This window comes from Candidatus Kuenenia stuttgartiensis, assembly GCF_900232105.1.
Taxonomy (GTDB): Bacteria; Planctomycetota; Brocadiia; order Brocadiales; family Brocadiaceae; genus Kuenenia; species Kuenenia stuttgartiensis_A.
The window spans coordinates 798,328-812,600 of the sequence record NZ_LT934425.1 but is presented as its reverse complement, the minus strand read 5'-3'; the positions used below and the strand labels follow the sequence as shown (position 1 = coordinate 812,600).

The 14,273-nt window shown below is 43.2% G+C and carries 8 protein-coding genes; 4 read left to right on the top strand and 4 right to left on the bottom strand.

Annotated elements, in window-relative coordinates; all coding sequences use genetic code 11:
• Positions 1–86: 86 nt before the first annotated feature.
• The 4 genes from bcsA to KSMBR1_RS03680 are packed head-to-tail and all read left to right on the top strand — an operon-like array spanning position 87 to position 9,475.
• A complete protein-coding gene (gene bcsA / locus KSMBR1_RS03695; protein ID WP_157820365.1) occupies positions 87–2,360 on the top strand; it encodes a UDP-forming cellulose synthase catalytic subunit in 2,274 nt (757 codons plus the stop codon).
• Positions 2,357–4,501 (top strand): cellulose biosynthesis cyclic di-GMP-binding regulatory protein BcsB, encoded by a 2,145-nt coding sequence (locus KSMBR1_RS03690; protein ID WP_099324119.1) that lies wholly within the window; start codon positions 2,357–2,359, stop codon positions 4,499–4,501. Before bcsA ends, KSMBR1_RS03690 begins: the two co-directional genes overlap by 4 nt.
• Entirely contained in the window at positions 4,494–5,528 is a 1,035-nt protein-coding gene (locus KSMBR1_RS03685; protein WP_099324118.1) for a family 8 glycosyl hydrolase, read from the top strand. Before KSMBR1_RS03690 ends, KSMBR1_RS03685 begins: the two co-directional genes overlap by 8 nt.
• Before the next feature lie 2 nt (positions 5,529–5,530).
• Complete coding sequence (locus KSMBR1_RS03680) at positions 5,531–9,475, top strand: tetratricopeptide repeat protein (protein ID WP_099324117.1); 3,945 nt, start codon at positions 5,531–5,533, stop codon at positions 9,473–9,475.
• A 566-nt stretch (positions 9,476–10,041) separates the two neighbouring features.
• On the opposite strand, the gene KSMBR1_RS03675 is transcribed toward KSMBR1_RS03680, so the two are convergent.
• The 4 genes from KSMBR1_RS03675 to udp all read right to left on the bottom strand — a co-directional run bounded on the left by KSMBR1_RS03675 (position 10,042) and on the right by udp (position 14,044).
• A complete protein-coding gene (locus tag KSMBR1_RS03675; protein ID WP_099324116.1) occupies positions 10,042–10,686 on the bottom strand; it encodes a lysophospholipid acyltransferase family protein in 645 nt (214 codons plus the stop codon).
• A 24-nt stretch (positions 10,687–10,710) separates the two neighbouring features.
• Positions 10,711–12,276, bottom strand: coding sequence for a DUF2851 family protein (locus KSMBR1_RS03670; RefSeq protein ID WP_099324115.1), 1,566 nt, complete (start codon positions 12,274–12,276; stop codon positions 10,711–10,713).
• Positions 12,277–12,278: 2 nt separating this feature from the next.
• The gene (gene era, locus KSMBR1_RS03665) at positions 12,279–13,175 is read right to left on the bottom strand and encodes a GTPase Era (RefSeq protein WP_099324114.1); all 897 of its coding nucleotides are present in this window, start codon (positions 13,173–13,175) and stop codon (positions 12,279–12,281) included.
• Between the two features lie 89 nt (positions 13,176–13,264).
• Positions 13,265–14,044, bottom strand: coding sequence for a uridine phosphorylase (gene udp, locus KSMBR1_RS03660; RefSeq protein WP_099324113.1), 780 nt, complete (start codon positions 14,042–14,044; stop codon positions 13,265–13,267).
• Between the last annotated feature and the right edge of the window lie 229 nt (positions 14,045–14,273).

Here is a 14,273-nt window from a genome sequence, read left to right as displayed (position 1 = left end):
AGACACGCCATGGCGTGTCCCTACTCTCTCTCTCTCAAATCGTAAATCGTAAAACGTAAATAAACACCATGCTTCCTATTGGAAATATGCCAAAAATAAAAACCGGAAAGTTTGATGCCGAAAAATCCATTTTTTATCTGATGTGTATTTTTGCGGGTGTGGGGGCATTTTTTTTTATTTTCATGGCGGGATGTTATCTGGATATTTACTACCAGCTTGGGATATTCTGGGGTCTTATAGGTTTTATAATAGTTGCTGGTAAAATAGAGGTATTTAAACGCCCGCCCTTGCGAATCCTCTTCATCCTGATCATTGTGTTTATTACCCTGCGGTATTTGCTCTGGCGTACTTTCCAGAGTTTGGTGTACACGGGGCCATTGGATTATGCGGCAACCATTTTGCTTTATCTTGCGGAGGCATATGCGGTTGCCATTCACTTTTTCGGTTTATTTGTCAATATATGGCCGCTTAACCACAAGATAGCGCCCTTGCCTGCCGACTCCCGGCTGTATCCCACGGTGGATATTTTTATCCCCACTTACCATGAACCTGAAGATGTTATAAGAACTACTGCCCTTTCGTGTACGCAGATTGACTACCCAAAGGACAAGTTTAATGTTTATATACTGGATGACGGCGGCACTGTCGCCAAAAGGAATCATCCCGAAAAGGGAATGGATGCGTGGAAAAGGCATTATTCCCTGAAGAGGATGGCGAAGGAACTGGGTATCAGTTATATTACGCGGCAGCAAAATGTGCATGCCAAGGCGGGGAATCTGAACCATGCCCTGCAGCACACAAGCGCTGAGCTTGTACTCATATTGGATTGCGACCATGTACCCACAAGGGATATTTTACGGAATACGGCAGGATGGTTTCTGAAAGATGAAATGCTTTTTCTTGTGCAAACACCTCATTTTTTCATAAATCCTGACCCGTTTGAAAAAAATCTTGCGATATTTGGCGAAGCCCCCGGCGAGAATGAGATGTTTTATCACGGTATCCATCATGGCCTTGATTCCTGGAATGCTTCGTATTTCTGCGGTTCCGCCGCCCTTTTGCGTAGAAAATATTTAATGGAGGTTGGGGGAATTGCCGGCGAAACGATAACTGAAGACGCGGAAACAACCGTTGCTTTACATAGCAAGGGCTATAATAGCGTGTATATCGACAGGCCAATGGTATGCGGATTGTCGCCTGAGAACTTTGATGATATGCTTGTACAAAGGAGCCGCTGGGCGCAGGGTATGATACAAATTTTCATACTGAAGAATCCCTTATTCGCAAAAGGAATGAAATGGTATCAGCGTCTCTGTTATATGAGCGCTTCCCTATTCTGGTTTTTTGGGTTTTCGAGGTTTATTTTTTATATTGTCCCTGCGGCATTTTTATTATTCGGATTGAAGGTATACCATGCATCTTTTGCAGAGATAGTGGCATATGCATTGCCCCACGTTATTGGGTGTATTGTTGTGACGGACTTTCTCCACGGCAAATTCAGATGGCCGTTTTTTTCGGAAATATATGAAAGCGTGCTGTCTATATTCCTTATACCCGTGATATTTTCCGTTATCAGAAATCCACGGCATCCCACCTTTAAGGTTACCCCGAAAGGACAGAGTCTGGACGAAACGGTTCTCACCAGGCAGGCAATTCCATTCCTTCTCATGGTACTGGTAATTGCCGTGTGTGTTCCTGTGGGGATAGTAAAGTGGATACAATTCCCATTATACCGGGATATTATCCTTATTACCCTGTCATGGACGATGTTTAATCTTTTTATCGCTGTGGCGTCGCTGGGTGCGTTTGTAGAGAGAAGGCAGATACGCCGTCATCATCGCATGTGGGCGCGGGGCGAGGTCAATGTGTATTTTCCGCGCATGAAGTATATTGTGCAGGGTGAAATAAAGGATATCTCGTATTCAGGGATGGGGGTGCAGTTGAAAACGCCGTTTCCTATAAAACCGGAAGAGGATGTTGTATTAAACGTCAGAGATATTTATGGGGAAAAATATGCATTTGATGCAAGAATATTCCGTAAGATAAAAAAGAAAGAGTATGTTTTCTGCGGATGTGATTTTGTTGCAAAAGGAAAAGCGGCGCAATTGCGTTTGATTAAATATGTGTATGGCGACAGTCAAAGATGGGAAGATTTTTTGCAGAAGCGGTTTAAGCGTGTAAGTCCGTGGGGGATCTTCTATTTTATTGTGCGTATGGGTATAAAGGGGAGCAGGGACTGCGTTACACTTTCGTCGAAATTATTGTATAGCGTACTGAAAAAAAGTTTTTTTGTAATATATGGGAAAATGCAGTCATTGTGGCTGAAAAAGATGAAGCTTGAGGGATTGCATACAAAATGAAACAATTATTTCTCTGTATAGCAACCATCTTCTGCCTGGCACATCTGGCGCATGCGGCAGTAGTAGAAGTGCCCTTATATAAATTTACCAATACCCTTGTTAAAAGCATCGATTTAAAATGTATTAGCGCTGAATACACAATCCCGGTCAGTGTTCCTGAACGATGGGAAATTGAAAAGGCAGTCATGCGTTTTCAATATGTAAATTCATCTTCTCTGCTGGAAAACAAGTCTACCCTGGTAGTGAAAGTGAATGGATATCCGATTGCGCAAATCAAGCTAAGCCCCATTGTTCCTGAGGGGGAGGTAAAGGTGGCAATTCCTGCTATTTTACTGGATACCGGCTACAACAACATCAGCTTTGCCGTTACGCAGCATTATACCGATGAATGTGAAGACCCGTGCGCTCCCGGTCTCTGGACAACCATTAAGGTTGACGAATCCATTTTACGCGTGGAATACCGCTTAAAACCGGTTCCTTTGCGGTTATCTGCGATTTCTGAATTTATATTTGACCCGAAAATCTTTCCTCGCGGCAGGGTGAATTTCATTGCTGAGGGACTTACTTCCGAGGAGTTGATCAATTATGCGGGCATCGTGGCTTCCGGAATTGCGCTGCGATATGATTACCGGCAGGTATTTTTCAGTGTGAGTAAAGATATCAAGCCCAACGTGGACAATATCCTTTTGGGGAAAAAGGATTTTATCTACGATTTTTTAAGAAAAAAGGGCGTTGAAATCAATGAAGGTGCCGGCGCCCTTTTGAAAATAACACACCTTCCGCTGGAAAAATTCGTACGCGACCCTCATCACGCCTTAATTATAATTACCGGAGAACATACCGAGCAGGTGAAACTGGCCGCGGAAACGTTCGCCATTATGTCTTTTCCCTTTCCTGACACCGACGAAATGACGCCGGTGAAGTTTGAACTCCCTGATGTTGCACAGTACAGCGGCAAACACATGCTGGTTCCCGATAAAAAATATACCCTTAAAACCCTTAACCTTGAAACGTATACTTTTAAAGGATTATCCCCTAATCCGAAAGAAATCATCTTTCGCCTGCCGCCCGATTTTTTGGTGAAGCAAAATCAATATGCAAATCTTTCCCTGCACTTTGCATATGGCGCCGGCATGAGGAATTTTTCCGTTCTGAATGTATTGTTGAATGGAATACATATACGGGCTATTCGCCTTGATAACGAATTGGGGGCTATTGTGGCAGGATACAACCTCACTATCCCTACCTATTTGTTCCGGGCGGGAACGAACGTTATTTCCTTTGCGCCGATGCTCGCCCCGTCAATGAGTAGCAATTGTGAACCGAAGCCCATAGACAATCTCTTCTTCACCATATTCGATAATTCAACATTTATTTTTCCGCCAATGCCGCATCTTGTTGAATTGCCCAGGCTGGAGCTGTTTTTTTTGAACGGGTTTCCTTTTACCCGCTGGCCTGACGGACACGAAACGTTTCTTTTTATGACGCAGCCAACGTCCAGCGTGATAGCTTCCGCCTTCAACATCATTGGTTCTATCACTCAAAAAAACGGATTTCCTCTCCTGGAAATTAAAATGGGTTTTCGCAAACCAGACGCATGGGACGGTGAGATTATTATTTTGGGAAGCGCCGAAAGCATTCCGGACGATTTAAAGGAACTTGCCCCTTTGAAACTTACAAAAAATACTTCCGTCCCGTACCCGGTGGTGAAGAGCTGGCGGGATGAAAAAACCCTTGCTTTCAGTGGGCAAATAAGCGATTTTGGAAAGGCGAAAGGCGCCGTAATGCAATTCAAATCCCCCTACAGGGTTGGACGCACGATATTGATGGTCACGGCGTTTTCTCCGAAAGAGCTGTATGCCTTTAGCAAGATGCTGACAGAACCTGCGGTAGAAGGCGCGTGCAAGGGCGATCTTACATTGGTTGACCTTGCTTCCGCCCCTCATTACAAGGTCTATTCTTTTGATATAGGGAAAAAATATTTCAGCGGTAAAGGCGGTAAAATATCCCGGGTAAAGGCGTATATATATTCCATGAGTAAGTATTATGCTTATCTGTTAGTTTTTGTTTTTCTGTTTTTGGGAATAACCGTTTTCTATTTGTTATATCGCTTTAGAAAGAGGAGGTTGAAAAGTGCATAAGAAATTAAGTTGCATTATTATAGGTGTGTTTTTTATGCTGGGTATATGCAATATGACATACGGGCGGCAGCCGGTTGTTTGGGAAGCATTTAAGTCGAATTTTGTCGGACAGGACGGCAGGGTGGTCGATTATTACAATGGGCATATCAGTCATTCCGAAGGGCAGGGATACGGAATGTTGCTGGCGGTAAAGTATAATGATAAGGCCGTGTTTGATAAGCTTTGGCAGTGGACGCAGGATAACATTGCGGTAAGGAACGATCATCTGTTTGCGTGGAAATGGGGAGAGAGAACGAGCGGCGTCTGGGGGGTAGTCGATTATAATAATGCCACCGACGGCGATATTCTCATCGCATACGCACTGATCAAAGCCGATGAAGAATGGCCCAACAATAATTATAAAAATAACGCCTTGAAAATTATCAGAAGTGTGCGGGAGAATCTTGCGGTGGAGTGGAACGGACACCAGTTTCTTTTACCCGGTTATCACGGATTTATAAGGGAGAATAATCGTTTTATCGTAAACCCTTCCTATGTTATTTTTTCAGCGTATCGTGCGTTTGCAAAGGTTGACGCCGAAGCATTCTGGCAAAAGGTTTACAAAGACAGCATGCTGCTCGTTGCAAAATCTTGTTTTGGGTCGCTGAAAATGCCTGCAGACTGGGTAATGCTGGAGGGCAGGGACATAGCTGTTTGTAATGAAAGAAAACCGTATTTCGGTTATGAGGCAATCCGTGTATTCCTCTATCTCTCGTGGGAAGAAAATCCCCCGTTTCCGGAAGGTTTGGCGAAGATGCTGGATATTTATAATAAGCTGGGCTTTATTCCACTTTGGGTAGATGTTGCAAACGACAGCATTTCACTGCAAAATGCCCCGCCAGGTTTTTACGCCGTATTTGCCAGGGCGGCGGAGAAGATGGGTGAAAAAACGTTGAGCAAGAAATTGTTCAAAGAAGCAAGTGAAAGGTTGGTGTATGATAAAAAAGATTATTATTCGTATTGTCTGTACCTCCTGGCGGAAGAGTGAAAATGAAAGTAAATATCTGTTTTCTGGTTTTATGCTGTATCTTTTTTGCGGTACAGAGAACCATTGCATATTCTTTGGGGTTGCAGGATGGATACGCTTCTTTCAATAACCCCGATACATCAGCGCAAACGCCGGCGTCCCGTTTGTACACCATTCAAGTTGCTTATGTCACTGATCTGGAAGAAGCAAAGAAGCGCGTGAAGAAGTTGTCGCAACACATATTTCTTCCAGTTTGTATAAAAAGAACCGCTCAAAATTATTATGTCATCCTTGCGGGGAAAGCGGAGAGACGTTCTGATCTGTCGGAGTCTGAAAGCATTATCAGGGCGAATGGATATCCACAGGCGTCCGTGGTGAATGACCCATACAGAGCGATTCCTGTTATTATGGAAATATTGCCGGACCAAACAAACGCCAGGCCACCAGTAGTAAAGAATAAGCGGGAAAGAGCGGATGATTACGCCGCTTTCTATACCATCCGGGTTGCCTATATCACCAATCGGGAAGAAGCGGAAAAACGCGCGAAACACATTTCCCATGCCACCGGTCTTCGCATGCGGATAAAGGAAGATGGTCACTATTACCTTCTTCTTGCAGGCGGGGCAGGGAAACGGTCGGATTTGCATGGAGATATTGATATGCTGCGGAAAAACGGATATCCCCAGGCGACTATTATCAACAATCATCGTGCGGAGCCGCAGGAAGCTCTGGAAAATTCACCTCATATCGCGGTAACGAAGGAAAGACTGTCGAACCTGTTATCGATTGTACGGAAAACTCATTATGGGCAGGACGATTATGGTGCGTTTGACGGAATGGACGATCCGCCTCATTCAATGGAAGGGATGGGGATTTCTGCCGAAGGCGGAAATGGCAGGGAAAATGAGGATATCGTGCGGGCATGGGACTATTATCGGTCTGGTGATTATGCGCAGGCCTTGGAACTTTTTCACAGGGTTCTTTCTTACTCTGAAACGGTGTTAGAGGCAAAACTGGGCAAGGCATGTTGTTTCGTGATGCAAAATGACTCCACAAAGGCTGTTCCCTTATTAAATGAGCTAAAGGAAAAGAATTATGCGTTAGAAAAACTTGCAGACGCTTTTTTTAGAACAGGACAATTTGATGAAGCCCTTGAATTGTGCGACACGATGTTATTTTTTGATCCTTCCAACAGGGAGGTCTTATGTTTGAAATTGAATATGCTCGTGCAAACCCGGCAATTTAGGGAGGCGAGGATGATACTTGCCCATATGCCAAAGGAAAGCGACACATTGAAGATGTTGCAACTTCGCGCCGACCTTGAGTTTTGGCTGGGGAATTATGGGAGCGCTATTGTCCTCTATCAGGATTTGATCAGTAGATGGCCGGAAAATGGCGATATCTGGTTTGGGTATTTTAAAGCACTTTCATCAGCGCAGGAATGGTCGCTGCTGTCAAAGGCGATAAAAGAAGGAATAGACAAAATAGAAATGTCCGATGACAGGCGGGATTTCCTGGTGGAGATGTATTTGTCTTTGGAGGAGACAGAGAAAGCGCTATGTTTATGGAGAGGTATGGAGGTTGCTTCGGAACGATGGAGGAAGACTCTTTTCGCCATAGTGAACACATTAACTGCCAATAAGAAACGGGAAGCGGCTGTTCAGGTTCTGAAGCAGGCATTGGAAATGGACGGTGCGAATAGCCTTATCGCCGGGGAGTTGTCTCTTCAATACGCTTCCATGGATATGCCGGAGAACGGTATGGAAATTTTGCGTCAATTTGAAAACACGCCGGAGACCAGTAGCGCACTGAATATTGCAAAGGCAGGGCTTTTCTCTATTGTAAAAAATTATGAAACAGCATTGTCAATGTTACAAGCTTTTGAACAAAATACCGGCAATGATTACAAGGCGCAGCTTATTGAACTGGAATGTTATTATGGCCTGGAAGATTACGAGGCACTTATCAAAAAATCCGCTTCATTATTGCAAAAATGGGGCGCGGATGAATCTTTTCCTAAATCAAGGGTGTCGGCATTGCGGATACTTTCGCAAATCAAAGTGGGCTTGCATAGGGAAGCGGAAAGAGAGATTGGGGTGCTTTTAGAAACGCAGAAAGAAAAATATACAGCCGCAATGCTTTCCGTTTTGCTCTATGCATACAAAGGTGTTGAATTGCTAGCAGCGCTGGAGAATGCCGATTATGGTTCGGCGGTTTTTTCAATATCGTTGTTCGCTTCAAGCGGACAAATGGAAGAACATTACCAATCCATTCAGGCGCTTGGAGCATCACTGGCAGAATCTTCTTCTTGGTTTGATACGATGCCGCAGCAATTTTTTGAGGATGAATTATTCTTTGATGCATCAAAGGTGACTGCCCTCCGCATGCTTCATGCCTGGAAAATTGCGGATGAACTGTCCGGGCATAATAATGCAGACATAACGGAGCAGTTGGCAATGGCTGAATATAGAGCAGGGAATTTTCAGGAGGCGCTGGAGGTTTATGAACAACTCTATTGTATGCGTGAAGATGCATCATATAAACTGGGCATGATGGAATGTTTCATGGCAATGAACAATAAAAAGAAGGCGAAGGAAGTATGTGATGAAATACAATTATCGAATCTGCCTCGCCAGGAAATGCCCCGTTATTTGGAAAATGTGGTGAAATGTGGCATTGAAAGAGAGGCGTTTTACAGGATAATCATGGAATTGCCGGAGGATTTGACAAAAAACACGCGTGTCATAACAGCGATAGCAATGGCAAATATTCATTACGGCGACTACTTTCTTGCAAATAATATAGTAACGGAATATCTCTTAAATAATCAGATCTCTCTCTCCCTCTTTCAGTTAATCATGGATAAGGCGGGAGATTTTGACAAAGGGCGGGAGGGGAAACACTATCAGTTTGCAAAAAACTGGCTGAACGATGCCGTGGAATTATATCCTGAAAATACCGGCATTCAGTATCAGTATGCAAGGTTCCTGGCTTTGCACGAAGAGTATGAAATGGCAAAGAAACAATTTTTGGCAATGTGGGAATCAAATTCCAGAGATACCCGCGCTATGATATGGATGGGGAAACTGAACAGGCAGATGCATGAATTTGAGGAATCGCAGAAATGGTATGGTCTCTATTTAAAAACAAGGCCGTCAGACGCCATTGCCCGCCGGGAAAGAGAATTCATTAATCATTGTGCGCTGCGCAAAAAACAATCCGACATGGTGTTTGCGATGGTTAGCCAGCGTATGCCGGGGGATTACAGCGGTTGTTGGGAGTGGGAGGCAAAGAGGTCTGAGATAAACGAAACACAAGAGTCAATGTTTCTGCAGGATGCATTTACTATGAATTACAGGGGAAAGAGTCATTTCTTTCCCTATTTGGAACCGGTTGCCTTTTATGGTGAATCCGGCGGTGGAAGGGAAGGCCTTCGCCATGAAATGCCTGAACAGGATGCTGGCGCAATGGGCTATTCCTTTGATCAAACAACGGGGAAGTGGAAACAGGGGACATCGATTGTTTTTCAGGGGTGTAACGGTGCAAAAGGCGGCAGCGGAAATGGAGATTTTTTGCTCCCGTTGTCAGGAAGGGTGAACAGGTATCTTGCGATGGATTTGCCGGCGTCAATGGACCATGCGCTTAGTGTTGAAGACAAAGTAATGTATTTTAGAAAATTTGGCAGAGCGACAACGGATCGTTTAATGGCGACGTCACATAAAGATTTTAAAGAGAGTCTGCAGAATTATGTCATGGGGAAAATAGTGCCGTATCAGGGAGAAGATAAAAAAGGGGAGAGATTTGAGATTATCCGAGATGGCGGAATAAATGATATTTTTGACGTATCATTGCGGTGTGATAAAGAAGGGATGCGGAAAGGTTTTTATGCGCTGCCCCCCGGTGAACTGAAGAATATTTCAGCAGTGCTAGGGAGAATTTTCCTGAGCAGCTTGCTAGGTGAAGGATAGTAGTTTAAAAGGTATTTCTTTGAAATGTTAGATTAGGAATTTTGAATTTTAAATTAAAAATGCTCATTCCCAAGCTCCGGCTTGGGGAACGAGATCGAGCTATTTTCCATGCTGAAGCATGGGAGTTAATGCGTGGTCAGATTTTTCAAAAGACTAAAGTGTTAAAAAAATTAAATATTTGTGCCCGTAAGATTTTCTTGGCAGGCATGGTTATACGATAATGGGAAATTGTAAAGACAAAAAATATCCGTGCGACGACTGCTTTAGTTGTCAGTTTTGCAGCGATGAACGCTGTTCCATGTGCTTGTGCAACAAGAAAAAACCAAGACAGCTTAGCGTGGAAGAACAAATAGCCCTTTACGATGAGCTAAATAAAAAGTAAATGTAGGGCCACTTCCCATATTTTCCAACTTGATTTGATTTGAAAATATGGGAAGTGGCCCCAATTACCCATTACCTTCGAGAGTTCAGGCTTGCAAACCGGAACCCGCCGGGAGTCGTGTAATGTTTACGCTGAATAGTTACAAAAAATACAAAGAAACTATTGAGAAGGTGCTAAACACGGGTTATTTTTGTTGTGCCAGTAAATCTGCTTTTTTCATCATTTCGCACATGGTTCTTTCCAGCAATAGACGGTATGCTTCCATTTCTTCATCGTTAAGTTGTGGGGGGATAAACAAGGGTTTGCCATAGAGTATTAACACACGGGAAAACGGCTTTGGTATGCGAAATTCGTCCCAACTTGGAAGTTTCCAGTAATTTGACATTCCGACTGTAACAGGGAGAATGGGTACGCCTGTTTTTTTGCCAAGGTATATACACCCTGATTGCACCACGCATCGCGGCCCTCTGGGCCCGTCAGGTGTAATTGCAATTGAATACCCTGCCTTTGTTTTATCCACTAACGCCTTTACCGCCCTGGCGCCTCCACGGGTGGTAGAGCCTCTGATAACGCCGAAACCAAGCCGTTTAATTACCCCTGCAATGTATTCACCATCAGAATGCTGGCTGACAAGTACTTGTATATTTGCATTGCGGCCAATATAGGCAAGGCAAAGCAGCGTACAGTGCCATATAGCATAAATATTTAATGACTTTTTTACCTTTTCCAGACTTCCCCCTGGTTCGTGTTCTATTCGCAGGGTAAACAGCAATATCCTGACTAAAAAACAGCCAAGTATCCCTGTAATGTAGAACTTTAGATTTTTCATTTTGGTACTCTGTTTTTTAATACGTTATTCTTTGTTCATGGCTGCATATAAGGCGCATTTGTTACAACTGATCGTATCGTTTTCACAAAAGTCCTTAAATAGCTGATAAAGCCCTTGCTGTCTTCTTGCGGAATGTATCACTTTATTTGAAACCATTGATGTTCCAAATATACGAGTACCCATAAATTTTGTAACGCTGGTGGAAGGATGAGGTGTGTAGTTTCTGTAAATGTAGTGCAATCTTTCTTCTAATGCCTTGTCGTTATGCTTTCTTGCGTATACGAGCATGACCGGGATGATCACATTAACAAAAATGTTTGATGTCCTTTCTTTTCCAAGGAGTTTTTGCGGTTTGTTCAGCTTCTTGCCACCGGGGGTGTAACGATACGACCAATATGCGTCATGGGTTTCCAGAAAGGGAGAGAGGAATTCATTGACGAATGATTTAAATCCCCGCGTGTTTTTTTTCGTATCATCTCTTTTTTGGAAGATACGCAATATATACCGGAAGAGGCCATTGTCAAGGTGTTCTGATAGGATGTTGGCAATGGCAACAATTCTCCTGTCGGGAAAATTTGCAGGCCTGATCCCTGTATACGACCAGCTTTCCCTGGTCAGGGGCGTCTGATGTATCTTTGGTTTTATGCCCTGCCATGTTGAGAAAATACGGTCAAAATACTGTATGGTTTCATCATCAAATCTTTTTGTCTCCTCCTCATTCAGGGGTAATAATCCTGCCATACCCAGCAACAGGGACTGGGCTATGATTTTTTTCTCCTGAGCAGGAGTATATTCCGGCACAAAAGATTGAATCGTTTCTGCGGTAACGAGTGAGGCCAGCATCAGAAAAGGTTTTTTATTGTTTTTGTATCCCAGCGATTCCATTATTGCTTCATAAAGAACCCGTTCGAAAGGTTTGTTTTCAATCCATTTTTCATATTTTTTTGCCTTTTGAAGGATGCGTTCATCTCCTGCGTAATCAAGAAAACCCCCGATCCATTGTTGTGTTATTTTTTGTTTTCGCATCTCCAGATTGCAATATCCCGGGATAACCTGTTTGTTGCCGATGTAAGAGCCAACATCAATGGTTTCGATTATCTCATCAAGTTCTGCCTCCAGATAGAGTGATAATGTTATTTGTGGGATTACTTTTCCGGAGAAGTTTTTGACGCATCTCCCCTTCAGATCATTCCACATAACCACGTGCAGGCATACGGCATCGTAGGTTTTTTGGTTTTCATGTTTGTGATGTATCCAGTCGGAGGCAAATACATGGATTTCGACACTGCCTCTTATTAACCCCTTTCCCTCCAGAAAAAACTCCGCGTGCTTGAAATCAGGCCCTTCTTCATTGTTCCACCATCCCGGAGAAAGGATTTCCAGGCGGAGGCCATCGTCCGTGCGCAAATTTTTCTTTTCAATGTGCTGTCCGAACCAGATACACCGGACAAGTTCTTCCTTTATTAATTTTTCTGTGCCTTCCAGTATGAAAGAGATGTTTTCATGACGTGCGGCAGCGCTGCACATGGCAACTATATTACGGTAAGCCGTCGAAAAATTTTCTGTGGAAAACGATTCAATATCCAACATTGTTATTGATAACCCAACCTTTTTAACTTATGTGTATCTTTTCGCCATTTCTCCATGACCTTAACGTGCAGTTCAAGAAATACTTCCCTTCCCAGTTGATCCTCGATATCTTTTCGTGCAATGACGCCCACGTGCTTGATTGCCTTGCCCTCTTCGCCGATAATAATTCCCTTCTGCGATTTCCGTTCAACATAAATAATCGCCTTGATATAGTCCCTGCCTTTTTCCCTCTCCTTGAATTCTTCAATTTCCACCGTTGAAGAATAAGGAATTTCTTCTCCATAAAACTCAAAGACCTTTTCCCTGATAATTTCGGCGGCAAGGAATCTCTCATTGTAATCGGTAATAGAATCCTCCGGATACAGCGGCTCGCCTTCTGGCAAATACTGCACAATAAGAGAAAGCAGGCGTTCAAGATTAGTTCCTTCCTTTGCGGAAATGGGAATAATTTCGGAAAACTTCATTAACGTATTATATGAAGCGATAATGGGAAGGAGTTTATCCTTTTCTACCATATCCACTTTATTGATTACCAGCAGTATCGGCTTGTTAAAGGTGGCGAGTTTCTTCACTACATCTCTGTGTATTTTTGCAGGTTGTTTAAAAGGTTCCACCATCATAAGGAGTATATCCGCTTCTTTAATAACACTGTAAGCGGTTTTCACCATGTATTTTTGTAGTTCGTATGTTGGTTCTATAATGCCCGGCGTATCAAAAAAGATAATCTGGTAATCTTCCTTCGTTAATATACCCATAATTTTTTTTCTTGTCGTTTGGGGTTTATGAGTAACGATGGATAATTTACACCCCATATAATTGTTAATGAGGGTGGATTTGCCTACATTTGGCTCCCCTATTACCGCAACATATCCTGATCTGAAATCTTTTTTGTTTTGCATAAATAGCAATCTTCTCTTTTTTCTAAATGTTTATAATAAGATGTTTCGGAAAATAGTACCAACGCAGGACAATGCGTCTCTGTCTGCAATTAACCGGAGAGATCTGTCAGATATTTCAGGGATGCGATTGCCGCCTTAATTAAATGAGTTTCCCCTGTTTTAAGACATTGTTCCGTTATCTTCTCCATGCCTCTTTTATTTACCACCCCGGTAATACATCCCCCTTTCAACCCCATGGATGCGGTCAGGGTTAATACCGTGGACGCCTCCATTTCGTAATTGAGTACATTAAGGGACTGCAATTCCTTTGTTATTCCCTGAAATTTTCTTAAGGTATATTTTCTAAACGAATCGCTTCTTTCTTCGCCCTGATAAAAAGTATCCGATGATGCGGTGATACCGACATGATATTTTATCCGGGAATATTTTGCGCCTTCTATCAGGGAATAAATAATTTCATGGTTGGCAACTGCGGGGTATTCAATGGGGGCATAATGCGTCGATGCGCCATCAAGCCTAACCGCTCCGGTAGTGATAATAACGTCTCCAATATCGATATATTCCTGTATTGCACCTGATGTCCCCACTCTGATAAAAGTTTGTATCCCCAATTGTGCCAACTCGTCTACGGCGATTGATGCGGAGGGACCCCCGATTCCCGTTGAGGTAATGAGGATTTTTTGTCCACTCACCTCAGTAAGATATGAGCAATACTCGCGTTTCCAGGCGAGTCTCTCGTTGCCGGTTCCGTATGTCTTCGAAATGCTCTCTGCAATAATTTGGGATCGAAAGGGGTCGCCTGGCAATAAAGCGATCTTCGCCCCTTGTATGTTTTTGCTATTCAGGTCTAAGTGGTATACATTATCCATGGTACTTGTTTATATGCTATTAGCCTTTATACAAGCGGAATTATTTAAACGTGGGAGAGGAAAATAGCTGAAAATGCCCGATTTAACTTGTTGAGATGTTTGTACAATTTTGCCGGGATTGATCATTTTACCAGTGGCATGTTTGCATTATAGAAACCCTATTTCTGATTTGCAAGCTTATTTGTTTCGTGTAGTAATGGCCGGACTTCTCACTTCAAGATGACAATAA

What these genes read in the sequence shown, in the direction of transcription:
- KSMBR1_RS03675 (WP_099324116.1), bottom strand. Translation starts at nt 10,686, where the DNA reads ATGAAAAATCTAAAGTTCTACATTACAGGGATACTTGGCTGTTTTTTA.
- KSMBR1_RS03670 (WP_099324115.1), bottom strand. Translation starts at nt 12,276, where the DNA reads ATGTTGGATATTGAATCGTTTTCCACAGAAAATTTTTCGACGGCTTAC.
- bcsA (WP_157820365.1), top strand. Translation starts at nt 87, where the DNA reads ATGCCAAAAATAAAAACCGGAAAGTTTGATGCCGAAAAATCCATTTTT.
- era (WP_099324114.1), bottom strand. Translation starts at nt 13,175, where the DNA reads ATGCAAAACAAAAAAGATTTCAGATCAGGATATGTTGCGGTAATAGGG.
- KSMBR1_RS03680 (WP_099324117.1), top strand. Translation starts at nt 5,531, where the DNA reads ATGAAAGTAAATATCTGTTTTCTGGTTTTATGCTGTATCTTTTTTGCG.
- udp (WP_099324113.1), bottom strand. Translation starts at nt 14,044, where the DNA reads ATGGATAATGTATACCACTTAGACCTGAATAGCAAAAACATACAAGGG.
- KSMBR1_RS03690 (WP_099324119.1), top strand. Translation starts at nt 2,357, where the DNA reads ATGAAACAATTATTTCTCTGTATAGCAACCATCTTCTGCCTGGCACAT.